This window comes from Mycobacterium sp. B14F4, assembly GCF_039871645.1.
Taxonomy (GTDB): domain Bacteria; phylum Actinomycetota; class Actinomycetes; order Mycobacteriales; family Mycobacteriaceae; genus Mycobacterium.
Genome location: NZ_JBDPMF010000006.1, coordinates 293,161 through 317,691, shown reverse-complemented (window position 1 = coordinate 317,691; position 24,531 = coordinate 293,161). Strand labels below are relative to the sequence as shown.

The following is a 24,531-nucleotide window of genomic DNA, read 5'->3' as shown; positions in this document are numbered from 1 at the left end:
GACCTGCCCAATCCAGCAACAAGGACAATGGTGGTGTGACACAGCCACAACGGTCGTTCTACGACGAAGTCGGTGGCCACGAGACGTTTCGCGCGATCGTGTCGCGGTTCTACGAACTGGTGCGTGACGACGAGATTCTGCGTCCGCTCTACCCCGACGAAGACCTCGCGGCGGCCGAGGTGCGGCTGCTCATGTTCCTCGAGCAGTACTGGGGCGGTCCGCGCACCTACTCCGACCAGCGCGGCCATCCGCGGCTACGGATGCGGCACGCGCCGTTCCGCATCGGCTACATCGAGCGCGACGCCTGGTTGCGCTGCATGCACACCGCCGTCGCGGAGATCGACGCGGACACACTCGACGACGTGCACCGCGGAGAGCTGTTGGCCTACCTGGAGATGGCCGCACACTCGATGGTGAACTCGCCGTTCTGATGGCGGGCATGTGGTGGTCGCGGGCGTTGTTCTACCAGGTCTATCCCCGGTCCTTTCTGGACAGCGACGGTGACGGCGTCGGTGACCTCGACGGCGTGACCGTCAACCTGGATTACCTCAGGGCCCTCGGCGTCGACGCGATCTGGCTGAATCCGGTGACGGTCTCGCCGATGGCCGACCACGGGTACGACGTGGCCGACCCACGCGACGTCGACCCGTTGTTCGGCGGGATCGAAGCGCTGGACCGCCTGATCGAGGCCGCCCATCGTCGCGACATCAAGATCACCATGGACCTGGTGCCCAACCACACCAGCTCGCAACACGCGTGGTTCCAGGCGGCTCTCGCCGCCGCCCCCGGTAGTCCGGAACGGGACCGCTACCTCTTTCGCGACGGCAGAGGGCCCGACGGTGGCGAGCCGCCGAACAACTGGGTGTCCGTCTTCGGCGGACCGGCGTGGACCCGGGTCACCGAGGCCGACGGCCGCCCCGGCCAGTGGTACTTACACCTGTTCGACGCCCAGCAGCCCGACCTCAACTGGGAGAATCCGGACGTCTTCGACGACCTGGAGAAGACGCTGCGGTTCTGGCTGGAGCGCGGTGTCGACGGCTTCCGCATCGACGTCGCGCACGGCATGGCCAAGGCGCCGGGGCTGCCCGACATGGCCGCTGCCGAGAACAAGTTGCTCTCCGAGATGGACGACGACCCCCGGTTCAACAACGAGAGCGTTCACGAGATCCACCGCTTCATCCGGCGCGTCCTCGACGATTACCCGCACGCGGTCGCCGTCGGAGAGGTTTGGGTCTACGACAATGTGCAGTTCTCGGCATACCTCCGCCACGACGAACTGCACCTGGGGTTCAACTTCCGTCTGGTGCGCGCGGAGTTCGGCGCCGACGCGCTGCGCCAGGCGATCGACAACTCACTGACCGCGGTCGCACTCGAGGGCGCGACGCCGACGTGGACGCTGTCCAACCATGACGTCGACCGGGAGGTCACCCGATACGGCGGGGGCGAGCTGGGCCTGGCGCGGGCCCGGGCGATGCTGCTGGTGATGCTGGCGCTTCCGGGTGCGGTGTTCGTCTACAACGGCGAGGAACTGGGCCTACCGAACGTCGAACTGCGCGACGAGGTGCTCCAGGACCCGGTGTGGGAGCGCTCGGGGCACACCGAGCGGGGTCGCGACGGGTGCCGTGTACCGATGCCATGGTCCGGTGACGCGCCGCCGTTCGGGTTCTCCGACAACCCCGACACCTGGTTGCCCATTCCGCCGGAGTGGGCGGCGCTCACGGTGGAAAGGCAACTCGACGATCCGGCGTCGACGCTGACGTTCTTCAGGCGGGCGATCGAATTGCGGTCCAGCCGAGCAGAATTCGACGGAGCGACCTTCGAGTGGCTCGACTCGCCCGCCGGCGCCCTCATGTTTCACCGCAGCGGCGGGTTGGTGTGCGTGCTCAACGCGGGCTCGCAACCGATACCGCTTCCCGAGGGCGAGGTACTGTTCGCCAGCGGCCCTCTGGTCGACGGTGCGATACCGCCCGACACCGCCGCCTGGCTGGTTTAGTTCTCACCGCGGGCAGACCGGGTCAGCGCAACACCAGCGCTGGGTCGCCGCGGCGGCGGTAGACCGAGCCGAACCGTGCGTCGATGCGCAACCACGACGGCAGCACACGCACGCGCACGATCTCCTCGTCGCCCACCGCGGCACCGGACTGCGGCAGGAAACCCATTGCGGTCAGGACGAATACGCACCGCATGGGAACACCTACGCTGTCGTCGCCGGAACTGACCTTCACGACCTCCGAATCCAGCAGCGACGCCGGTGGGCCTTGGCTGCTGGAGTGCTCCCTGGCCAGCGCGGTCCCCCGCTCGGCCAGGTCGAGCACGACGCGGGCGGGCACGTCGTCGAGGTGCACGAAGCCCGTGTCGGGCGGTAGGACTCCACGCCACGCCGAGTCCATCGCGAAACCGGGCTCGACACGACCGGTGTCGTCCATCGCACCCAACCCGGCCGCCAGCGCGTCGGCACCGGCGGACAGGTCCGGCGGGGTGATCCGGCCGCCGACCACCCGGCTGGCCAGCACGTCGAAGCCGGTTGCCACCCAGGCCTCCACGAGTCGGCCCGGCCGCCGGCGCAGGCGGATCACCGCGGCGTCGTCGAGGCGCAGCGCGCGCTCGGTGAAGGTCGCCAGGTCACTCCGCTGGGCGGCATCGGTCAGCCAGATACCGCGTTCGGATCCGGTCATCGCGTCCAGCGCTGCAGGTACTCTCGCTGCTGCTCGGAAAGCCGCTGCAGCCGTTGCTCCTTGATGTGCACTGCGGCCAGTTGCGTCTCGGCGATCACCGACGGCTTGGAGTCCGGATCCCGCCGCACCGAGCGCACCTCGTAGCCGATGGTGAAGTCCACCGCCCGCACCCGCTTGGACCACATGGTCACCTGTAACGGCGAATCACGCAGCCGCAGTTGGCCTTTGTACAGAATCCTGACCTCGTGGATCAGTAACCCGATCTCCTCGATCACGGACTCGAACGGCTCGCGCAGGAACGGGATTCGAGCCTCCTCGAGAATGGTCACCATCGTGGCGTGGTTGATGTGTTGGTACATGTCGATGTCCGACCAGCGGACGTGGACCGGCGCCACAAACCCGTTCGTCACAGCTTCGGTCACCGAGAAGTCCCCGTTCCACTGGTTCGCGTCATGCTGCGGATCTGGCGGGACGCCACCGAGAGCGTCGCCAGGTCATGCTCGCCGCTCTCGTAGATCTCGGTGAGGGTGCGACGAGCGCGGCTCACGCGTGAGCCGTTCGTCAGCTCCCACTCCTCGATCTTCTCCTCACCGGTCTCCTCCGGTTCGCCGACGGCCAGCACGTCGAAGCACAACGTCCGCAGCGAGCCGTAGATGTCGTCACGAATGGCCAACCGCGCCAACGAATGCCAGCGATCGTCGCGCTCCAGCCGCGACACCGCGGTCAGCAGGTTGTCGGTGTTGAGGTGATCCATCAGCGCGAAGTAGGTGTCGGCGACCTCGGCCGGTTCCCGGTCGACGATGTCGGCGATGTCGATGATGTCGAGCAAGCTGAACTGGTAGAGCCCGGTTGCGACCATGTACGCGAGGTCGTCGGGGGCTCCGTGCGAGGTGAAGTCGCGGGCCTCCTTGGCGACGATCGCCTCGTCGTCACCACGCAGCCACTCCGGCATGCGCGGCGTCAGGGCGGCGACCTTGGCGGCGAAACGGTTGATCTCGGCGCCCACCGCCAGCGGCTGAGGACGGTAGTTGAGCAGCCAGCGCCCGGCCCGGTCGACGAGCCTGCGCAGATCCAACGTCATCCGGTCCGACACCGCCACCGGCACGCTGGCGGCCCGGATCTGGCGCCAGACGTCGTTGATCCGGAATATCGCGTTGGCGGCGGCGTAACTGCGGACCGCGTCCACCGGTCCGACGCCGGCGTCCTCAGTGATCCGGTAGGCATAGGTGATGCCGCTGGTGTCGACGAGGTCGTTGACCAGCATGGTGGTGACGATCTCCCGGCGCAGCTGGTGCGCACGGGTCTCGCCGCTGAACTGCTCGCGCAGCGTCGCCGGGAAGTACCACGGCAGCCTCGAGGCGAACGCATCCTGATCGGGCAGCTCGCTGGCCAGCACGTCGTCCTTGAGCGCCAGCTTCACGTGCGCCATCAGAGTCGCCAACTCCGGTGAGGTCAGACCGATTCCGATCTCGGCGCGGCGCCTGATCTCCTTCTCCGAGGGCAGCGCCTCGAGTTCACGGTTGAGCCCGCGGTCGGCGGCGAACGCCCGGATCATCCGCGCGTGCACGGTCAGCAGGCTCGCGGCGTTGGCACGACTGGTGCCCATCAGGTCGTTCTGGTCCTCGTTGTCTTTGAGCACCAGTCGGCCGACCTCGTCGGTCATCGACAGCAGCAGGTCGGTCCGGTCGTCGGCATTGACCTTGCCCGCGGTGACCAGCGAGTCGATCAGGATCTTGATGTTGACTTCGTGGTCCGAGCAGTCCACGCCCGCGGAGTTGTCCATGGCGTCGGTGTTGATGCGGCCGCCGGCGAGGTCGAACTCGATGCGGCCGCGCGAGGTGACACCGAGGTTGCCGCCTTCACCGATCACCTTGGCGCGCACCTGGTTTCCGTTCACCCGAACCGGATCGTTGGCGCGGTCGCCGACGTCGGAGTCCGACTCTGTCTCCGCCTTGATGTAGGTGCCGATACCGCCGTTGAACAGCAGGTCGGCAGGAGCCTTGAGGATCGCCTTGATCAGGTTCGGCGGGGTCAGCTCCTCGAGGCCTTCCTCGATGCCCAGCGCCGCCCGCGCCTGCTTGCTGATCCGCACCGACTTCTGCTGACGGCTGTACACCCCGCCGCCCTCGCTGATCAGTGAGGCGTCGTAGTCCTCCCAGCTGGACCGCGGCTGGTCGAACAGGCGCTTGCGTTCCTCCCACGACCGCGCCGCGTCGGGGTTGGGGTCGATGAAGATGTGCCGGTGGTCGAATGCGGCGAGCAAGCGGATGTGCTTGGAGAGCAGCATCCCGTTGCCGAACACGTCGCCGCTCATGTCGCCGACGCCGACGACGGTGAAGTCCTCGGACTGGGTGTCGATGCCCATCTCGCGGAAGTGGCGCATGACGGCTTCCCACGCGCCCTTGGCCGTGATCCCCATCGCCTTGTGGTCGTAGCCCACCGAGCCGCCGGAGGCGAACGCGTCACCGAGCCAGAAGCCGTAAGACTTGGCGACCTCGTTGGCGATGTCGGAGAACGTCGCGGTGCCCTTGTCGGCGGCGACCACCAGATACGCGTCGTCGCCGTCGCGGCGGACCACATCCGGCGGTGGCACGATGTCGCCGGTGGCCTTGTCGACGTTGTCGGTGACGTCGAGCAGCCCGGCGATGAACAGCTGGTAGCAGGCCACCGCCTCGGCGCGCGCAGCGTCGCGGTCGGCGGTCGCGTCGCCGGTGGGCGACGGCGGTCGCTTGAGCACGAATCCGCCCTTCGCGCCGACCGGCACGATCACCGCGTTCTTCACGGCCTGGGCCTTGACCAGGCCCAGGATCTCGGTGCGGAAGTCCTCGCGCCGGTCCGACCAGCGCAGGCCGCCGCGCGCCACGTGCCCGAACCGCAGGTGCACCCCCTCCACGCGCGGTGAGTAGACGAAGATCTCGAATTTCGGTCGAGGAAGGGGAAGTTCGTCGATCAGCCCGGGATTGAGCTTGAACGACAACACGTTCTGGTGCCGGGCCGATTCCTCGCGGCCGACGAAGTAGTTGGTGCGCAGCGTGGCCTGGATCATCGAGGCGAACGCCCGCAGCACGCGGTCGGTGTCCAGGCTGACCAGCGCGTCGATGTCGGCGGCCACCGCCGCGGCGGCTGCCTGTGCGTCCCGACGCTTCGGGCCGTCCTGTTCCGGCTGCGCCGACGGAAAGAACAGTGCCTCGAACAGCTCGACCAGCGACCGCGCGGTCTTAACGTTGTCGTTGACGACTGTCTCGATGTGCGACTGACTGTACGGAAAACCCGCCTGCCGCAGGTACTTTGCGTAGCTGCGCAGAACAGCGACCTGCTGCCAACTCAGCCCGGCACGCAGCACCAGTTCGTTGAACCGGTCGATCTCCACGCGGCCATGCCAGATGGCGGTGACCGCGTCGGCGAAGCGCTCCGCCGTCGCGTCACGCTCCTCGTCCGGCACCGCCGCAATGGATTTGTGCGGGGAGATCTTGAACTGGTAGATGAACACCGACAACCCGTCGGGCCGCACGACCGTGAACGGCCGCTCCTCGAGGACGACGACGCCCATGGACTGCAGGATCGGGAGCAGATCGCTCAGCGAGGCGGACTGGCCGCCCAGATACAGCGTGAGCTGCGCGGTGCCCTCGCTCTCGGTGTCGACGAGAACGGGCTGAATCGACTTGTCGCGCAGTGCTTCGATGATCGCGATGTCGCCGATCGCATCATCCGGCGAGACGGCCTGCTTGTAGGTCTCGGAGAAGGCTGTCGAGTAATGCTGCGCGGTGGCCTGGTCGATCGACCCGGTCTTGACGGCACCGATGAGCCGGTCGCCCCACGTCCTGGCCGCCTCGGTGAGCAGGTTCTGGATCCGGGTCTCGTTGCCGATGGAGGTGTCGATGTCCTGGGCGCGAGACGAATCGGGCATGCGCACCGAGAAATGCACTACCGCCCAGGGTGATTCGCTGACCCGCGCGGTGTAATCGATGCTGACGCCGCCGAGTTCGCGCACCAGGATGTCCTGCATCGCCAGTCGCACCGCGGTGGTGTAGCGGTCGCGCGGCAGGTACACCAGACACGACACGAAGTGGGCGAGGGAGTCGGCCCGCAGGAACAGCAGGGTCCGCCGGCGTGAGCCGAGGTCGACGACGGCCTTGACCATCGCGAGCAGGTCGGGCGCGGACAGGGCGAACAACTCCGACCGCGGGATGGTCTGCATGATGTCCAGCAGAAGCTGGCCGGGATGGCTCGGGTCGCGCTGCGCGATCGCCAGCGCCTCCTTGACCCGGCGTGAGATCAACGGAATCTCAAGCACATTGGCGTTCATCGCCGCGACGGTGAACAGGCCGACGAACCGGTGTTCGACCGCGGTGGACCCGGGATGCTCGCGGACGACGACGATGTACGGGTAGGCGCCGTAGCGCAGGTAGCTCGGCATGGTGGCCTGCGCGAGCACCAGCAGGTCGCCGCTGTCGGTCAGCTGGGGCAGCACATCCTGGCGCAGCCGCAGCACGCCGAGCTTGCTCGCCGGGTCCACCGACGACCGCCCGTCGCGCACCGGGCAGCGCTGATAACCCAGCAGCACGAAGTGGCCGTCGGCCAGCCAGCGCAGCAGCGCCGCGACGTCGTTGCGGTCGCGGCCGGGGAATCGGCCGCCGGCATCGGTGTCGAGGTCATGGGCCAGCCCCCGCAGCGTCGACGACAGGGCCGTCGAGTCGAGCGCGACCTGGCGAGCGTCGGCGAGCACGCTCGGCAGCATCGAGGCGACCTGGGCCGTGGCCTTGGCGTCCGCAGTCGGGGCCAGCTGCACATGGATCCACGTCTCGGTGAGTCCGCCGCGGGTATGCGCGGCGTCGGCGACCGGCGCGACGTCGAGCAGTTCACCGGCGGGTCCGCGGTGCACGCGGAACACCGGGTTCATGATCGCGGTGTAGGCGACGCCGAACCGGTGCAGCAGCACCGTCACCGAATCCATCACCATCGCGGTGTGGTCGGTGACGATCTGCAGCGCCGGCCCGAACCCCGCGGGGTCGTCGGCGGGATACACCTCGACGCGGGTGTCCCCGATCGCCCGGCGATGACCGAGTCGACGGTGAGCCGACACCAGATCCGGCGTCACCGTCCGGTGAGCGGTCACATCGACCGGCAGCGTCACGGACGAGTCGGCGGGCGCATCGGCGTGCGGACCGCGGTAAGTGGCCAGATAGGCTCGCCCCAGCCGGGCCATGATCTCGCCGTCGCCGGCGGACGAACCCTGCGGCCCGGCGACGCTCGGCCCGGTGCCACCCGGTCTCCCGACGGCTCCCGGATTCACCGACATGCGACGCTCCTGCCCTCATCTCGCGGGCCACCGGCGTGGAATGTCACGGCTTCCGCGGCTCCGGTGCCCCGCAAGATGACACTAGTTGTCCCCCAGTCCCTCCGCTCCTACCCCGCCGGATCAGTCGCGGGTGAGCTTGCGGTGGGTCACCCTGTGCGGACGGGCCGCCTCGACGCCGAGACGTTCTACCTTGTTCTCCTCGTAGGCACCGAAGTTGCCCTCGAACCAGAACCACTTGGCCTCGTTGGTTTCGTCGCCCTCCCACGCCAGGATGTGCGTGCAGGTGCGATCGAGGAACCAGCGGTCGTGCGAGATGACCACCGCGCAGCCGGGGAACTTCTCCAGCGCGTTCTCCAACGACGACAGCGTCTCCACGTCGAGGTCGTTGGTGGGCTCGTCGAGCAGGATCAGGTTGCCGCCCTCTTTGAGTGTCAGCGCCAGGTTGAGCCGGTTGCGCTCACCGCCGGACAGCACGCCCGCGGGCTTCTGCTGGTCGGGTCCCTTGAAGCCGAACGCCGAGACGTACGCCCGGGACGGAATCTCGTTCTGGCCGACCTCGATGTAGTCGAGCCCGTCCGATACGACTTCCCACACCGTCTTCTTCGGGTCGATGCCGGCGCGGCTCTGGTCGACGTAGCTCAGCTTGACCGTCTCGCCGACCTTCACCGTGCCGCTGTCCGGCTGTTCCAGCCCGACGATGGTCTTGAACAGCGTGGTCTTGCCCACGCCGTTGGGGCCGATGACGCCGACGATCCCGTTGCGCGGCAGCGTGAACGACAGGTCCTTGATGAGCGGGCGGCCGTTGAACCCCTTGTCGAGGTGCTCGACCTCGACGACCACGTTGCCCAGCCGCGGCCCGACCGGGATCTGGATCTCCTCGAAGTCGAGCTTGCGCGTCTTCTCCGCTTCGGTGGCCATCTCCTCGTAGCGCTGCAGCCGGGCCTTGCTCTTGGCCTGGCGGGCCTTGGCGCCCGAGCGGACCCACGCCAGCTCGTCCTGCAGGCGCTTCTGCAGCTTGGCATCCTTGCGGCCCTGCACCGCGACGCGCTCGGCCTTCTTCTCCAGGTAGGTCGAGTAGTTGCCCTCGTACGGGTAGGCCCGGCCGCGGTCCAGCTCGAGGATCCACTCGGCGACGTTGTCCAGGAAGTACCGGTCGTGGGTGACCGCGAGGATGGCGCCCTTGTACTCGGCGAGGTGCTGTTCGAGCCACTGCACGCTCTCGGCGTCGAGGTGGTTGGTCGGCTCGTCGAGCAGCAACAGGTCGGGCTTGGACAGCAGCAGCTTGCACAGCGCGACCCGGCGGCGCTCACCGCCGGACAGGTGCGTCACCGGCTCGTCGGGCGGCGGACACCGCAGCGCGTCCATCGCCTGCTCGAGTTGGCTGTCGATGTCCCAGGCGTCGGCGGCGTCGAGCTCCTCCTGGAGCTTGCCCATCTCCTCCATCAGCTCGTCGGAGTAGTCGGTGGCCATCAGCTCGGCGACCTCGTTGTAGCGGTTGAGCTTGCCCTTGATGGCCACGCCGGCCTCGACGTTCTCCCGCACCGTCTTGGTCTCGTCGAGCTGGGGCTCCTGCTGCAGGATGCCCACCGTCGCGCCGGGCTGCAGGAACGCGTCGCCGTTGTTCGGCTGGTCCAGGCCGGCCATGATCCGCAAGACGCTCGACTTGCCCGCCCCGTTGGGACCGACGACGCCGATCTTCGCGCCCGGAAGGAAGTTGAGGCTGACGTCGTCAAGGATCACCTTGTCGCCGTGCGCCTTGCGGACCTTCCGCATCGAATAGATGAATTCGGCCATGCCGTGTGGTTGCCTTTCGAAAATCGCGAGTATTCCGGTATTGCTCGCGGACCATCGTAGGCGTGGCCTCGCCGGCGGCGCCGACCGTGTGCCGTGCTAAGCCGTCAAGGGCAACGCCTTGTCCGACTGATCCGCTTCGTCCTGATCGGCGTCGTCGTCGGCGCTGTCCGCGGACTGGTCGCCCAGCTCCGTGGCCCGCTGGTCGGTCTGCTGCCTGGCCCGGTCGATACGTGCACTACAACGCGCCAGATCGGGGCCGACGGACGTCGCGCGCACCTCGACCGACGAGCGGCGGTTGCCGTCGCGGTCGTCGTACTCGCTGGTGTGGACGTGTCCGACGACGATGACCGGGTCGCCCTTGACCAGCGCGGCGGCGGCGCCGGCCACTACCCTCCCCCAGCAGCTCACCGTGACGAACAACGAGTTGCCCGGCTCCCATGTTCCCTCGGCGGTGCGCCGGCGCGAGTTGCTCGCGACGCGGAACCTGACCATCTCCTGATCACCGACCCGGCGGTGGATCGGGTCGGTGACGATGTTGCCGACGATGGTTAACGGTGTCTCGAACATGATGTTTCCTCCGACTTGTTTCCTGGCGACGGCCGGGGATCCCGGTTCGTCGGTGACACCGCCATTGAGCGCCGGGGCGCCGACACCGACGGGCCGGGCAGGGCAGCCGGGGCCGGGCCCTGTGGATGAATCGGGCGTTGGGGATGAACGGCGACGCCGGGCGTGCGGCCGCTACCTGTTGTCGCGGCGAGCCAGCTCGGCAAGCATCGCGTTGTAGGCGGCCAGGTCCGCGTCGTCGTCGCGGTCGGCGGCCCTATCCAGCCGCTTGGCGGTGCGCTGGTCGCTGCGCCGCCATTGGATCAGCAGCGCGAGCATCACGATCACGAGCGGGACTTCGCCTGCGGCCCAGGCGATTCCGCCACCCGTCCGTTGATCGTCGAGCAGGTCGGTATGCCAGCTCAACTGCAGAGACCGGTAGAACGTCTCGCCGAGGACTGTCTTCATGCCCATCAACACCACCCCGAAGAAGGCGTGCAGCGGCAGCGATGCGAACACCATCGCCAGCTTGCCCAGCGGCGGTAGCTGGCGCGGCGCCGGGTCGATGCCGATCACCACCCAGTAGAAGAGGTATCCGCTGAGCAGGAAGTGGACGTTCATCAGCACGTGGGCGGCGTGGTTGTCGACCGCCGCGTCGAACAGACCACCGAAGTACAGACCGTAGAAGCCGGCGACGAAGACGACCGTCGCCACGATCGGGTTGGTCAGAAACCGCGACACCCGCGAGTGCAGCGCCGCCAGCAGCCACTCGCGCGGGCCCGGCGGCTCACCGCGGCCCGCGGTCGGCAGCGCCCGCAGCGCCAGCGTCATCGGCGCACCGAGCACCAGCAGGATGGGCACCAGCATAGACAGCAGCATGTGCGCGATCATGTGCATCGAGAACATCGCGGGCACGTAGCGGCCCAGGCCCGACGACGTCGCGAACAGCAGCGCGGCACATCCGCACAGCCAGGCCAGGGTCCTGCCGACCGGCCATGCGTCGCCGCGACGGCGCAGCCTGCGCACACCCAGCAGGTAGACCGCGGCCAGCACGATGGCGGCGGTGCCGAAGATCAGGTCGAACCGCCAGTCGAGCAGGATCCGCGCGGCCGTGGGCGGTCCGGCGAAGTCGTAGCCGATCGCGACCTCGACGGGACTGGGTTGCTCCCGAAGCGGCGGCGGAGGCGTGCGACCCAACCCGACGGCGATGCCGAACGTCGCTCCGAACACCGCCGCCTCGACCAGGGCGAGCCGGATCAGCGGGCCGCGAGCGTTGGGGTCCGTCTTCAGCATGCTGACGGCGGTGCACCGCTGCCACCAACCGAGCGCCCCGAGCGTGCCCAGCGCGACGGCCTTGGCGACGATCAGCCAGCCGTACTCCGTGCCGAACAGCTCGGCGGGCTGAATGCGCACCAGCGCGTTGACGACACCGCTGGCGGCCATCACGACGAAACACCACAGCGCCAGCGCCGAGAAGCGGCGGGCGGCGACATCGGCATGGGCGCTTCCGCGCATGGCGTGCGCCAGCAGCGCGAGCAGGCCGCCCGCCCACAGCGCTCCGGCGCCGAGGTGGAAGAGCAGGCTGTTGGTGGCCAGGTCGTGGGCCCCGCCGGTCGACGAGTGACCGGTCAAACCGAGCGGGGCGAGCGTCGCGACCGCGCCGGCCAGCAGCACCGGCGTCCAGGACCACCGCAGCACGGGAAGGCTGGCCACCGTGACGGCGGCGGCGATGAACGCGGTCCACCGCCATGCGCTCGCGGTCTCGACCAGGCCGGCCGCCGCCCAGACGTCGACAGGGTTGAGGTGATTGCGCAGCGGTTGGCCGGACACGTCGGACACGGTCAGCGGCACGAGCAGCGCCGCGCACACCGTCCACACCGCCGACGCCCCGGTGCCCAGGCGCAGGGCGCGGTAGCCGCTCGCGTCGAGGACGCCGTTGCCCTGCGGCGGGGTCAGGAACGCCGCGAACAGAAAGCACCCGACGGCCGTGACGGCGGCGATCTCGCCGGCGGCCCGGACGAACGGCAGGCCGTAAGTCGTCACGGGGCCGGGATTCGGCAGCCCCGTCGCCGTGAGCGCGTCGGCGAGCGACAGCGCCGAGATGCCCGCGGCGACGGCGCCCGCCAGGAACGCGACACCGACGACCACCGGCCACACCGGGCCGCTGCGCACCGCCGATGCCGTCGCTGTCATACCTACCAGCGTATGGCGAGCCCCCAAGCTGACCGAGCGCACGGCTGTTTGCAGCCCTTCTCGCGATTTACGTACACGAACCGTGCACTCGGCGAGAACTCGGCTACCCGACAGGCGTCAGCCGGAACCGGGGGCCGTCGCGGTTCACGGTGACGCCGGTCGGTGTGCCGAAGTGGGTCCCAATGACGAGTGTGCCGGTGTCGGCGAAGCGCTCGAGGAAGGCTCGGCGGGTGACCGCCGATGCGTCGGGGTCGGTGTCGTATACGGACGACCACTCGGGGTGGCCGATCTGGCACGGGCTATGCATAAGGTCCCCGGTGATCACCGCGCGCTCGCTGCGTGACTCGACGACAACGGACACGTGGCCAGGGGTGTGACCATGTGACGGCAGCAGCCGCACCTCGGGGGTAAGTGCCGTGTCCGATGCGACGAACCGAGCTAGCCCAGCGGCGTCGATCGGGCGTACCGAGTCCTCGAACACGGCCACCACGTCGAGAGTGGCGTTGACGGGATCGTTGTCGTCGGCAAACCGCTTCCAGTGCCTGTACTCCTGCTCGACGAAGCAGTAGTCGGCGCGATCGAACCTCGGGATCCATTCCCCGCCGACCAGCCAGGTGTTCCATCCGACATGGTCGACATGCAGATGCGTCGACACGACGAGGTCGACGCGGTCGGGGTCCCACACCGCCCGGAAATTCGCGTCGTAGTCCGTCTCGAGCCGATTGAAGTCGTCGTACGTGCGCGACTTGGCGTTGCCGACGCCGGTGTCGACGACGATCTTCGCGACCGGGGTCTCGATGAGGAAGGAGTAGTACCCGACATTTGTCAGATCGTTGTGGACATAGTGTGGCTCTAGCCAGCGCAATTCCTCGATCTGCGCGAGCGAGGCGCTCGGCATCATCTGGGTGAGGATCTGCACCGGAATCGACAACTCCCGCTCGACCACTTTTGTTATCGAGACATCACCGATGCGCCAATGCTCAGTCGGCATGCACCGACGCTACGACGACAGCACGGTTGTTTGCCGCCCTTCTCGCGATTCACGTACACGAACCGTGCACTCGGAGAGGACGAGCCGCTAGGCCGTCTTGCTGCGCTCCACCCGGCGCCGAGCCTCCCTGGCGATGAACTGTTCGCGCGCGATCTGCTCGACCTTCTCCATGTCGCGCAGCACGCCGCGAAGCTCGTCGCGAAACGCCGTGCGCCGCTCAGCCAGGTCGGGACCCGGTCCGAGGAGCCCCTGGTCGGCGACCACCTGCCGCGCCGTCGCGAACAGCAGTGCAGACACCGACTCGTTGGTGCGCACCCTGCCTTGGGCGACGTACTGGTTGCCCACGCCCAGCGCCCGTTTCGTCAGTTCCTTGTCGTCGATGTCGGCGGGGGCGTCGCGCAAGACGTCGGCGACGATCTCGTACGCCTCGAAGAACGGCCGCAGCATCGCCCCCGCCATCAGCGGTTGTTTGCTCCTCAGCAACGCATCGACGGCCTCGTCACCCGCGGACACGTCGTCCTCCCAGCCGTTGTGCCAGGACATCTCCTCGGCGACGTGCTCACGGAACGCCGCCGAGTCGGCGAAGTAGAAGTCGAACTTGAGCAGGTCGCGCAGGCGCATCACCTGGGACCAGAACGCCTCCAGCCGGTCGGATACCGCGCGCCCGGCGTGGACGAGCGCCAACTCGACGAGCGAGGTCTCCAGGAAGGCGTCGATGAGCGTGTTGCGGTAGAACGCCGCTTCGTGTTCGTCTTCGGGAGCGATCCGCCACACCGGCTCCCGTCCGCCCTCGACGCACGTGACCGGATGGCGGTTCGACAACGCGTCGAGCGCCGCACGGACGCCGTCGGGAGTGCGTAACCGCAACGCGCTGTTGGTCATCGGCGTCTGCTTGCGCTCCAGATAGTCCAGCGAGTCCTGCAGGGTGTGATGAATCTGGTCGAGCGTCAACGCGACTCCGCGGGTGGTCAGCAGCAGCGCCGAAACCAAAGCCGTCGCGTTGACCGGGGTCGCTCGCAGAATCCGCCACGACACCTCGAACGCCATCTTCTGCAGCGCAAGCCGTTTCGCCGCCTCGTCACTAGCCATCGGTCCGTGCGATTCGCCGAGGTACTCGCGCATCGACACCGCTTCGGGGAAGCGGACATAGATCTTGCCGTAGTTGCGCTCGCCCTGCGCCTTGATGAAGTTGTACATCCACGACAAGCCTTCGGGCGTCTTCTCACCGCCGCGCGCGTAGGCGGCGTACTCGGCCGTCTCGTGCAACTGGTCGAAGCTGATCGACACCGGCTGCAGCAGAATGTCCTCGCTCCGGCCGTCGAGGTAGGCGTCGGCGACGTAGGCGAGCAGACCGAGCTTGGGCGGCAACATCTTTCCGGTGCGCGAGCGGGTACCCTCGATCGACCAGCTGAGGTTGAACCGCTTCTCGACGATGTAGCCGACGAACTGTCGCAGCACGTACTTGTACACCGGGTCGTCGAGCTTGCGGCGCAGGAAGATGACGCCGGAGTGGCGCATCAGAGGACCCATGAACCCGAACGACAGGTTGATGCCGGCGAAGGTGTGCACCGGCGGCAACCGGTTCTCCTGCATCGCGACCGGCACGATCACCCCGTCGAGGTAGGACCGGTGCGAGAACAGCAGCACCGCCGGGTGGTTCTCCAGGTTGCGGCGCATCGACTCGACCTCGGCACGGTCGTAGTCGACGTTCGGATCGAAACCGCGGCTGAAGATCGCCCGCCCGAGCGACGGGATCAGGTCCACCGAGAACCGGCTCCACCCGGTGGACAATTCGTCAAGCATCTCTCCGGCCTGCTCCAGCGTCGCGCCGGGCAGCTTCTCGAGCCCGTCGCGGAACCGCGCCGACGCCAACAGTTCCGGCTTGATCAGGCGCGGGGACTTGTATTCGGGCCCCAGTAGACGCAACTCGACCCGCTCGATCGCCAGAATGGCGCGGCGGATCACGAATCGGGCGAATTCGCGGGCGTTTTCGGCCGTAGTGGTGTCCGCCCACTGTTGTCGCAGCTCGGAGACCTTGGCGGGCTCGCCCGCGACGACCCGGGCCCGTGCCGGGTCCTTGCGCAGGATGCGCCGCTGCAGGATCTCCGGCGGACGGTAGGTGTCTCGCCCCGAGATCAGCGAGACCACTTTCGAGCGGGTCGGCAGTCCCCCCGGTACCCAGAACACCCGCACCGGGACGACGAAGCGGTCCTCGTCGGCCTCGAGCTCGGCCACGAGTTGGGCCAGCACCCCCGGCGGCGGGTCGTCGTGGGGCAGCTGCAGCACCTCGACCTTCGAGCCGGGGTTGTCACGTCGCTGCCGGTCCAGCCAGTCGTCGAGCAACTCCTGCTCGGCGGGCGAGGACACCGACGCCAGCACAAGCGCGTCACCGGCCGGCGTGAAGGGCGCGTAGTGGTCGACGGAGGCTTTCACGGCCGGCCCTTCGCGGCTTTCTTCGGCGTCGACTTCGACGCGGTCTGCTTCGCGGCGGCCTTCTTCGCGGGCGGCTTGTCCGACGCGGTCTTGGCGGCCTTCCTGGACGTCTTGGCGGCCTTCTTCGCCGGCGCCCGCTTGCGGGTGTACAGCTCCGGGGTGGGCAGTTCCTCGTGCGGCCAGTCCTTGAGCGTGTCGAGGTAAAGCTGGCGGACCTCTTCGATCCGCTCGCCGAGGTCGTCGTGGGTCCAGTCTTCGACCGGTATCGGCGGATACACCACCACGTCGACGGTGCCGGGGTTGAAGGTGCTCGAGTCGCGCGCCGCCACGACCTCGGCGTTGCGGATGACGATGGGCACGACGGGGATTCCGGCCGACATCGCGATGCGGAACGGCCCCTTCTTGAACGGGCCCACCTCGGTGGTGTCGAGGCGGGTGCCTTCCGGCGCGATCAGGATCGACAAACCCTTGCGCGCCAACTCCTCGACCTTCTTGAGCCCCTCGACCGCCTTGCGCGGATCCTCCCGGTCGATGAACGCGGCGTCCATGATCTTGCCGAGTGTCCCGACGATCGGGTCCTTCTCCAGCTCCTTCTTGCCGACCGAGGTGAAGTCGGTCTCGACCAGCCGGCCCGCGATCAGCGGGTCGGCCTGGTTGCGGTGGTTGAAGATGAACACCGCCGGGCGCTGCTTGGTCAGGTTCTCCCTGCCGAGCACGTTGATGTTGACACCGATGGTATTCAACAGCGTCCTGCCGAACGTGGAGGTGAAGAAGTTGACCCCGGTGCGCTTGTTACGGGTCAGCAGGCCCAGCCCGACGGCACCGGCCGCGATCGGCGCCATCGACGCGATGCCCGCGGCGGTCCGCAGTTGCGAGATCGGGCTGGAGCCACTGCGACTGGTGAACCGCAGCACCGGCCAGCCCCGCTTGGCCGCGACCGCGGCGAGCTTGCCGCCCGGGTTCGTCGGCCGCGGATTGCCCACGAGATACATCAGCGCGACGTCCTCGTCGCCGTCGGCGTAGAAGTAGCTCCTCGACAGGTCGACGCCGTTCTTGGCGGCGAAAGCCTGCACCGCCCTGGCCTTTCCCGGCCCCCAGATGATGGGTCTGAGCACCTCGCCGGTGAGCCGCCCGTTCTCGTCGATCTGAAACTTGTTGCTCAAGACGTTCTCGATGCCCAGGAATCGCGCGACGGGTTCGACCTGAACGGTGAGCGCCGACGAGCTGAGCACCACCGTGTGCCCGCGAGCCATGTGCGCGCGCACCAGTTCTCGCATCTCGGGGTAGATCCGGCTGACGATCTTCTGCACGAACAGTCGCTCGGCCAGTTCGTCGATGTCGTCGAGCGAGTTGCCACGCAGCATGCGCGCGCCCTTGCCGATGAGGTCCTCGAACTCCGCTCGGCCGAGTTGGTGGTTGAGGCCGGCCTGCACCATCCCGATGAACTCACCCACCGACATCTGCCTGCGGCGGAACCGGTCCTGCGTCATGACGATACCGGTGAAGCCCGCGACCAGCGTGCCGTCGAGGTCGAAGAACGCCCCGACCCCGGGCCCGGGCGGGCTCGCTTCGATCTCGGCGACCGAGCCAGGCAGCCGCAGGGTGCGTCGGGGCTGGCCGTTCTCCGAAGTCATTGTGCTGCACTCCCATTGGGTGACGGAGCCGGTGAGACGGCGTCGACGGTGAACGAGGCGGGCTCGGCGCGGCCCTCGCCGCCGAGAGCGAGCACCTCGTCGAAGCCCGACAGGAGGGACCGCGCCCAGAGCTCCTGGTCGGTGATTGCGGCCCGGTCATAGCGTGTGGTCACCGTGCAGTAGCCCGAGCGGGAGATCAGCACCACCATCATCGCGACCCCCGGCAGCGGACCGAGGCCGTACTGCCGCAACACCTTTGCGCCCGCGATATAGGTGTCACCGGCATACACCGGCACGTTACTGGCCTGCACGTCGGAGTTGACGATGGAGCCGGCCATCGACTCGAGCACCGCGTCGGGCAGCAGACCGAGCACCGGGGCCACGGCACCGACCATGTCGATCGCGCGCTCCTCGCGCTTGCTGGTCATCTGCGAGCGGATGTCGCGGATGCGGATTTCCGGATCGGTCAGGCCGATCGGGGCGGCGAGGTTGATCCCGGCGAACCGGTTGCCGCCCGCGGGATCGGCGTCCGAACGCAGGTTGACCGGCACGGCCATCGGCAGCGCCTCGATCGGCACGCCCTTGGCGTCGTGATAGAGCCGCAGCGCGCCGCACAACCCGGCCAGGTACGCGTCGTTGATCGAGCCCTCGGCCGCCTTGGCCGCCCGGTGCAGGGCGCCGAACTCGATGTCGATGGATTCGCTGCGCGTCGACAGGCTGCGGCGACGCAGCACCGGCGACGGGTCGGCGACGGGTCCCATCACCCGCGCCCCGGACATGGCGTACTCGACGATGCTGCCCAGCCGGGAGATCGGGTCGCGGATCACCTCGTTGGCGACGTGTGCGGCGCCGAACAGGGCGTGGCGCAGGCGGCCCGCCACCGTGCCCGGTATGCGGTTGATGCCTTGGCGCATCAGGTCGTTCGGGGAGAGATCCTGCGGGATCGGCAGCGGCGGAACCTCCTGCGACGGTGGCTCGCGTTCGAGGTCGTAGAGGTTGGCGAACATCTCGACGCCGCCGACGCCGTCGGTGACGGCGTGGCTGAGATGGACCACCAGCGCGGCGCGGCCGTCGGCGAGCCCCTCGACCAGCGTCGCCGTCCACAGCGGCCGCGAGATGTCGAGCGGCGATTGCGCGGCCACCTCGGCGAAGTCGAGCACCTGCCGGAACGTGCCGGGCTGCGGAACGCGGATCCGGCGCAGGTGAAAGTCGAGGTTGAAATCGGGGTCGATCACCCATCGCGGCGCAACGGTCGGCAGCGTCGGCGTGACGACCTTCTGCCGCAGCCTCAACACCTTGCGCGAGGCGTTCTCGAACTTGGCCCGGAACACTTCCCAGTCGGGGGCACAGTCCAGGATCTCGACCGTCATGATGCCCGAACGGGTGCGTGGGTTGGCCTCGCCGCGATGCAGGATCTGGTCGAGCGGACTGAGTTCCTCGGGCAGTCCCGCCACGTCGAGTTCCGGCACGTCGCTCATAGGCCTCCCAACCTCCTCACCCTCGCGTCGTTGATCACCACGCTAGTCCGCTGTCTGTCGGCGCGAGAGCCCTTTAGTAGCGGTCGGCGACCCGTCGAGCGGGTAGACGCAGGGATACACTTCGCACCGCTGCCTCCGTAGCTCAGTGGATAGAGCAGCCGCCTTCTAAGCGGTTGGTCGCAGGTTCGAGTCCTGCCGGGGGCGCTGCGAGCGGTACGCCCGGGGCGCTGAGAAGCGGCCCCGGCCTCGTCGGCGCGCGTCGGACGACGTGGGTGGTCGACGAGTTGTGACGTCGGCCGCGCCGCAGACGCTCGCAATGTCAACCGCGGATCGCGTACTACACGCCCAGAGCCGTCTTCCGCGCACCAGCGATCACGGCGGCGGTCTGCGGATCGCTGACATCACACTGCGGGATCGCGTCGTTCGGGTACCCGATGCCGACGTTCCAGGCGGTGCCCGGGTCGTTCTTCTCAGAGCCGCTTGTCACGCAACTCTGGAGACGCGCTCGCGCGATTGCCTCGAGGCAGCGCCATTGCTGATCGCGAGGATCCGCCTTGTCGGCCTCGGTGTTCAGCCACTTGCTGTAGTCGTCCAGGTCGGTGAAGAGTCGGTCGTCGAACAGAGTCCCGCGCCACATGAAGTCGTTCACCTGCCCCACCTGCTTGTCATCGGCGGCGAGGTCACCGGCGGCAATTGCCGCCGGCAGAAACTTCTCCTTGAAAAGCTGCTGCGGTAGGGCATAGGTCGAGGTGAAACCGTTGTAGGAGAGTTCAAGGACGACGATCTGCTTGTCGTTGTCCACCGTGTACTTGGCGTGCATCAACGAGTCCGGGGCGTCCGGCGTGTCATCGGAACTACCAGGTGTCCGTACCGCGTCGCCGGCCGGCGGCCCTCCGGCCCCGTTGCCCAGCGCCATCAACGGATAGGCGGTCCAGCCGTCGTAAAGTTCGTCGTTGAATCCGGCCTGCCACGGTGAGTTCCAGGGCACGACCTCTCGCGCATCGCCGACGTCGAAGCCGGTGCTGCCTGCGGTCAGCTCGAAGTTGAAACCGCCGTTGGCCCACAGGGTCTTCGTTCGAACCCGCAATAGGTCGGAGCCACATCGGAGAAGACGGGCATAGGTTGCATGATGGTCATCTGGTCCCAGAGGCTCTGCGCATCGTGGATCGCGGGCAGAGCACTCCGGGTGACCGGCAAGTCGAAGGAGATCTCCTCGAAGTTGTTCTTCGCGAACATATTCGGGCCGTCGCAGTAACGCAGCCAGACTGGGGGCCTGCCGTCGCTGGGACACTTGCGCGCCTGCAGCCGAAATGCGTCGGTCCTGCGGGTGGTGGTGAAGGCCGGATCGCCGATGATGCCGATCGCGTCACCTTCTTTGGTGATGCAGACCGCGGCCTGATTCCCGTTTTCGCTGTCGCAGCTCGGGGCGGTAATGACCATCAACCGCCCATGGTTATGGTCGCGCAGTGCCAGATGGCGGTGACCAGCAATTCCGGACGCTGCAGGGCGCAGAGGGGGAATCCGCCCGCGCGCATGGCGAAAACCGCCGGACTGCTGGCAGGAGTCGCGCCCGCTTACGGGCGCCGCTGTCGGAGGAGGTACACATGACCTGATGCCCGCCAATGACGTCGATCACCGACTGAGCCCGCTGCCGGAGACCGGCTACATCTATCGCACGGCGTGGCGGGTGGCGACCGGCGACATCGACGGCGACCTGCATCTGCGCCTGGACAGCGTGGCGCGCTATATCCAGGAGGTCGGCGCGGAGAACCTGGTCGACGCCGGCGAGGCCGAGGACCATCCGCACTGGCTCGTTCAGCGCACCGTCATCGACGTCATCGAGCCGATCGAGTTCCCGAACGAGGTCTCGTTCAGCCGGTGGTGCTCGGCGCTGTCGACCAGGTGGTGCACGATGCGCGTCGACCTCGTCGGCAGCGACGGTGGCCGCATCGAGACCGAGGGCTTCTGGATCGCCATCAACAGCAAGACGCTGACGCCGCAGCGGGCCTCGGACAGCCTGATCGCGCGGTTCGCCACGACCACCGACGAACTCCGCCTCAAGTGGCGCCCCTGGCTGACGAACCTCGACGGCGCCGACGAGGTCACGCCCTTCCCCCTGCGTCGCACCGACATCGACATCTTCGAACACGTCACCAACACCGCCTACTGGCACGCCATCCACGAGGTGATGGCCCAGACCCCCGACGTGTGCCGCGCCCCGTACCGCGCGGTCGTGGAATACCGCAGGCCGATCCGTTACGGCGAGGACGTCGGCATCCGGTGGGCTCGGCACGACGACGGCGTGCACATCGCACTGGTCGTCGACGACGATGTGCGCGCCGCCGCGCTGTTGCGCAAGCTGTAACCGCCGCACGACCGCCACTGTCGATCAGCTCACACCCTCGCGTACCATTTCCGTCATACACAGTGCGTTTGCTGCACGACGGCGCGGGGAGGGGACGGCGCGATGGCCAAACCCGAAGACAAGCGGGTGAGACGGTTCGCGATGACGCTCGCCGCGGCCGGCGTCGCGACCAGCGTGACTGGGCTCGCCGCCACCCAGCCGGCGTCCATCTCCGCCTCGCTGGTCGACCTGACCGCCCTCATCGTCGTTGGCTCGTCGACCAATCCGACCGGAGCGGGCGTCGAGGACTTCTTCGGCGGCAAGTTCAACGATCCGCTCTACACCGGGCCGACCGGCGACGACATCGTCTACGTGAACTTCCTGACCGGTCCGTTCGGCATCCAGCAGGCCCTCGACGCCAATGCCGGCGAGCCGAACGCCGTCCTCGCCTCGGGCTGGGGCGCCGCCAACGCGAGTTTGCTGGCGCTGCGGGACCGCACCGACCTCGGCCAGACCGTGCTCATCCTCGACAACGACGTCGCCCGTCCCGACGGCGGCTTCGGCACCCGCTACCCATGGTTCGCGCTGATCGGGGTGAACCCCATCCCCACCCCGAGCGATGTGCCGGCGCTGGCAGCCGTGAACATCGGCTACCAGTACGACTACAACTCCAACGCGCCCGCCGACGTCCTGAATCCGATCGCCGCGGTCAACTCGCTGGTCGGCTATCTGTACACCCGGCTGAACCAGTCCGCGCTCGACCTTCCCGTGAATGCCGACGGCTCGCCATCGGTGTCCTGCAACGCGAACACGTGCGCGATCACCGCCAGCGGTGCCGTGCTCGATTGCGCCGACGCCCGGTGCAGTTCCCCCGCCGACCGGATCACCGCCTACGTGACCACCCGCGCCAACACGACGTACGTCACCTATACGGCCGACGAGCTGCCGTTGACCCGCCTGATCCGCGACGTCTTCGGCGACCAACTCGCCGATCTCACCGGCCCCCTACTGAAGTTGGCCGTCGACTCGGCCTATTACGGCGGTAACCCGATCCCGAAGGACCCCAGCGCCTACCGTCCCGCCCGGCTCTTCCCGTCTCCCGGCGAGCTGTGGACGACGGTGACGAAGATCCCCGCCGCCATCCAGCAGGGCCTGGCGGCGATCGCCCCGCCCAGCCAGTCGAAGAACACCACCGACACCAGCTCCACCGCCGTGACTTCAGCAGCCGCGGCGCCAGAGCAGGACGACGACTCCGACGAGCAGTCGGGCCCGCAGCTCAACGTCGTCCGCGACAGCGAGAAAGCCGAACCCGGCAAGATCGGCGACACCGATGCGGCCGGTGACGATTCGAATACCGCTGCCACAGAGCAGGATCCAAGCGCTGAGCTGACCGAGGCCGACGTCGACACCTCCGACGTCGATTCGACCGCCACCGATACGGACACCGGCGACTCCGACGCGGACGCCGGTGACGCCAGCGCCGCATGATCGCCGCGGACGGCAACGACCGATATCTCCTTCGCTGGACCAACCGCTCGATACACTCAGCCATGTGAACACCCGGCGCACAGTCACGGCCATCGCAGCCAGTGCCGTGCTGATGGGAACCCTCGCCGCGCCCGTCCACGCCGGCCCGCCGAGCTACGGCAGCAACGGCGTGTTCGGGGTGGCGACCAATTCGCGCCCAGGCTGGACGACGGCCTCCATCGAACCCGGGCGGTATCGGGTCGACCAGGCGCCGAGCATGCTGCCCTACCAGAGCGCGCAGGGATTCTGGTACCGCTGCCACAACTTCCCGTGCAGCCCCAGCTATCCCGGCAATGTGATCGCCTCCGCGCCCGCGGACCGCAACGCCCCCACCTTCGTCGACGTCCTGCCCACCGACGTCGCCGTGGCGTTGCACAACGTCACGCTCACCGTCGCCAACTGAGGACCCGCCGACACCGGTCACTAGGCTGAGCGGGTGTCCGATCCGGTACTGGTCCACATCGAGGACCGCATCGCCGTCCTGACCGTCAACGACCCCGAGCGCCGCAACGCGGTCACCTTCGAGATCTCGGCCGCGCTACGCAGCGCCGTCGACGCCGCCGAAGCCGATCCCGACGTGCACGCGCTCATCGTCACCGGGGCGGGTAAGGCGTTCTGCGCGGGTGCCGATCTGTCCGCGCTCGGCGAGGCCACCGAGGACGGGCTGCGCAAGATCTACGACGGTTTCCTCGCGGTGGCGCACTGCACGCTGCCGACCATCGCGGCGGTCAACGGCGCGGCCGTCGGCGCCGGGCTGAACCTGGCGCTCGCCGCCGACGTGCGCATCGCGGGTCCGGCGGCGCTGTTCGATCCGCGCTTCCAGAAGCTGGGTATCCATCCCGGTGGCGGCGCGACGTGGATGCTGCAGCGGGCCGTCGGTCCGCAGGTGGCCCGTGCGTCGCTGCTGTTCGGCATGCGCTTCGACGCCGAGGCCGCTGTGCGGTTCGGGCTGGCCCTCCAGATCGCCGACGATCCGGTCGCCGCGGCGCGCGAACTGGCCGCGGGCCCGGCCGGTGCGCCCCGCGACGTCGTCCTCGCGACCAAGGCGTCGATGCGCGCGACCGCCAACCCCGGTGTCGTCGACACAAACCAGCACCGCATCGCCGTCGACACCGAACTCGGTCCGCAGGCCACCTCGATCACGTCGCCGGAGTTCCAGCAGCGGCTCGCCGCCGCGAAGCGGAAGTGACTCAGCCGCCGTCGAGGTAGAGCCAGCGGCCCGCACGGCGCTCGAACCGGCTGCGCTCGTGCAGGGCGTCGAGCCGACCAGCCCTGACGTACCGCGCCGTGAACTCGACCTCCCCACGCTCATCGCCGGCGTCACCGGCCACCACGTCGCTGATGTCGAGCCCGCTCCACGTCACGTCGGAATCGACCGTCACCTCCGGGGGCCGCGTCCGCGGATGCCAGGTGCGAAAGAGGTAGTCCGCGATGCCCTTCGCGTACGCGGAGTAGCGCGACCGCATCAGCTCCTCGGCGGTGGCGGCGTCACGCACTCCATCGTGCAGTGGTTCGCAGCACGCGGCGTACTCCACTCCGTTGCCACAGGGACAGGCGCTGCCCGGCATCATGGCAGTGATTATGCCGTCGCTGCGAGACTCCTCGACGACTGCCCGTGAA

The 24,531-nt window shown here is 68.1% G+C and carries 19 protein-coding genes and 1 tRNA gene; 7 read left to right on the top strand and 13 right to left on the bottom strand.

The features are described 5' to 3' along the window. Positions 1 to 35 precede the first annotated feature (35 nt). Complete coding sequence (locus ABGB19_RS18990) at positions 36 to 431, top strand: globin (RefSeq protein WP_347687511.1); 396 nt, start codon at positions 36 to 38, stop codon at positions 429 to 431. Continuing rightward, a complete protein-coding gene (locus ABGB19_RS18985) occupies positions 431 to 1,993 on the top strand; it encodes a glycoside hydrolase family 13 protein (protein ID WP_347687510.1) in 1,563 nt (520 codons plus the stop codon). The genes ABGB19_RS18990 and ABGB19_RS18985 overlap by 1 nt, the downstream gene beginning before the upstream one ends. Positions 1,994 to 2,015: 22 nt before the next feature. Here ABGB19_RS18985 and ABGB19_RS18980 read toward each other — a convergent pair whose 3' ends face one another. From ABGB19_RS18980 to ABGB19_RS18935, 10 genes are all read right to left on the bottom strand, one after another. Continuing rightward, positions 2,016 to 2,684 carry a hypothetical protein gene (locus ABGB19_RS18980; RefSeq protein ID WP_347687553.1) on the bottom strand — a complete coding sequence of 223 codons (669 nt, stop codon included), beginning with the start codon at positions 2,682 to 2,684 and terminating at the stop codon, positions 2,016 to 2,018. Beyond that, a complete protein-coding gene (locus tag ABGB19_RS18975) occupies positions 2,672 to 3,085 on the bottom strand; it encodes a thioesterase family protein (protein ID WP_347687552.1) in 414 nt (137 codons plus the stop codon). The genes ABGB19_RS18980 and ABGB19_RS18975 overlap by 13 nt, the downstream gene beginning before the upstream one ends. An 8-nt stretch (positions 3,086 to 3,093) precedes the next feature. Beyond that, entirely contained in the window at positions 3,094 to 7,974 is a 4,881-nt protein-coding gene (locus tag ABGB19_RS18970; RefSeq protein ID WP_347687509.1) for an NAD-glutamate dehydrogenase, read from the bottom strand. A gap of 120 nt (positions 7,975 to 8,094) precedes the next feature. Next, complete coding sequence (ettA, locus tag ABGB19_RS18965) at positions 8,095 to 9,768, bottom strand: energy-dependent translational throttle protein EttA (RefSeq protein WP_347687508.1); 1,674 nt, start codon at positions 9,766 to 9,768, stop codon at positions 8,095 to 8,097. Positions 9,769 to 9,864: 96 nt separating this feature from the next. Then, on the bottom strand, positions 9,865 to 10,335 hold the full coding sequence (ssb, locus tag ABGB19_RS18960; RefSeq protein ID WP_347687507.1) for a single-stranded DNA-binding protein: 471 nt from the start codon (positions 10,333 to 10,335) through the stop codon (positions 9,865 to 9,867). Between the two features lie 171 nt (positions 10,336 to 10,506). Continuing rightward, entirely contained in the window at positions 10,507 to 12,504 is a 1,998-nt protein-coding gene (locus ABGB19_RS18955; RefSeq protein WP_347687506.1) for a cytochrome c oxidase assembly protein, read from the bottom strand. 103 nt (positions 12,505 to 12,607) lie between these two features. After that, positions 12,608 to 13,495 carry an MBL fold metallo-hydrolase gene (locus ABGB19_RS18950; RefSeq protein WP_347687505.1) on the bottom strand — a complete coding sequence of 296 codons (888 nt, stop codon included), beginning with the start codon at positions 13,493 to 13,495 and terminating at the stop codon, positions 12,608 to 12,610. Positions 13,496 to 13,582: 87 nt separating this feature from the next. Continuing rightward, entirely contained in the window at positions 13,583 to 15,928 is a 2,346-nt protein-coding gene (locus ABGB19_RS18945; protein ID WP_347687504.1) for a glycerol-3-phosphate 1-O-acyltransferase, read from the bottom strand. Continuing rightward, positions 15,925 to 17,562 carry an HAD-IB family hydrolase/lysophospholipid acyltransferase family protein gene (locus ABGB19_RS18940; protein ID WP_347687503.1) on the bottom strand — a complete coding sequence of 546 codons (1,638 nt, stop codon included), beginning with the start codon at positions 17,560 to 17,562 and terminating at the stop codon, positions 15,925 to 15,927. The genes ABGB19_RS18945 and ABGB19_RS18940 overlap by 4 nt, the downstream gene beginning before the upstream one ends. Further along, positions 17,559 to 19,040 carry a wax ester/triacylglycerol synthase family O-acyltransferase gene (locus ABGB19_RS18935; protein WP_347687502.1) on the bottom strand — a complete coding sequence of 494 codons (1,482 nt, stop codon included), beginning with the start codon at positions 19,038 to 19,040 and terminating at the stop codon, positions 17,559 to 17,561. The genes ABGB19_RS18940 and ABGB19_RS18935 overlap by 4 nt, the downstream gene beginning before the upstream one ends. Before the next feature lie 131 nt (positions 19,041 to 19,171). Between ABGB19_RS18935 and ABGB19_RS18930 the strand changes: the two genes are divergently transcribed. Then, a tRNA-Arg gene (locus ABGB19_RS18930) sits at positions 19,172 to 19,244 on the top strand. A gap of 133 nt (positions 19,245 to 19,377) precedes the next feature. Here the strand turns inward: ABGB19_RS18930 and ABGB19_RS18925 are convergent. Continuing rightward, entirely contained in the window at positions 19,378 to 19,956 is a 579-nt protein-coding gene (locus ABGB19_RS18925; protein ID WP_347687501.1) for a hypothetical protein, read from the bottom strand. Positions 19,957 to 20,072: 116 nt separating this feature from the next. Next, positions 20,073 to 20,480 (bottom strand): hypothetical protein, encoded by a 408-nt coding sequence (locus tag ABGB19_RS18920; protein WP_347687500.1) that lies wholly within the window; start codon positions 20,478 to 20,480, stop codon positions 20,073 to 20,075. A gap of 172 nt (positions 20,481 to 20,652) precedes the next feature. Here ABGB19_RS18920 and ABGB19_RS18915 point away from each other — a divergent pair, with 172 nt between their 5' ends. The 4 genes from ABGB19_RS18915 (at position 20,653) to ABGB19_RS18900 (ending at position 24,100) form a co-directional block, all read left to right on the top strand. Further along, complete coding sequence (locus ABGB19_RS18915; protein ID WP_347687499.1) at positions 20,653 to 21,405, top strand: acyl-ACP thioesterase domain-containing protein; 753 nt, start codon at positions 20,653 to 20,655, stop codon at positions 21,403 to 21,405. Between the two features lie 102 nt (positions 21,406 to 21,507). Further along, the gene (locus ABGB19_RS18910) at positions 21,508 to 22,872 is read left to right on the top strand and encodes a PE-PPE domain-containing protein (protein WP_347687498.1); all 1,365 of its coding nucleotides are present in this window, start codon (positions 21,508 to 21,510) and stop codon (positions 22,870 to 22,872) included. Between the two features lie 112 nt (positions 22,873 to 22,984). Further along, the gene (locus ABGB19_RS18905; RefSeq protein WP_347687551.1) at positions 22,985 to 23,314 is read left to right on the top strand and encodes a hypothetical protein; all 330 of its coding nucleotides are present in this window, start codon (positions 22,985 to 22,987) and stop codon (positions 23,312 to 23,314) included. A 33-nt stretch (positions 23,315 to 23,347) separates the two neighbouring features. Further along, positions 23,348 to 24,100, top strand: coding sequence for an enoyl-CoA hydratase (locus tag ABGB19_RS18900; RefSeq protein ID WP_347687497.1), 753 nt, complete (start codon positions 23,348 to 23,350; stop codon positions 24,098 to 24,100). Position 24,101: 1 nt separating this feature from the next. Here ABGB19_RS18900 and ABGB19_RS18895 read toward each other — a convergent pair whose 3' ends face one another. Next, entirely contained in the window at positions 24,102 to 24,482 is a 381-nt protein-coding gene (locus tag ABGB19_RS18895; protein WP_347687496.1) for a YchJ family metal-binding protein, read from the bottom strand. Positions 24,483 to 24,531 lie beyond the last annotated feature (49 nt).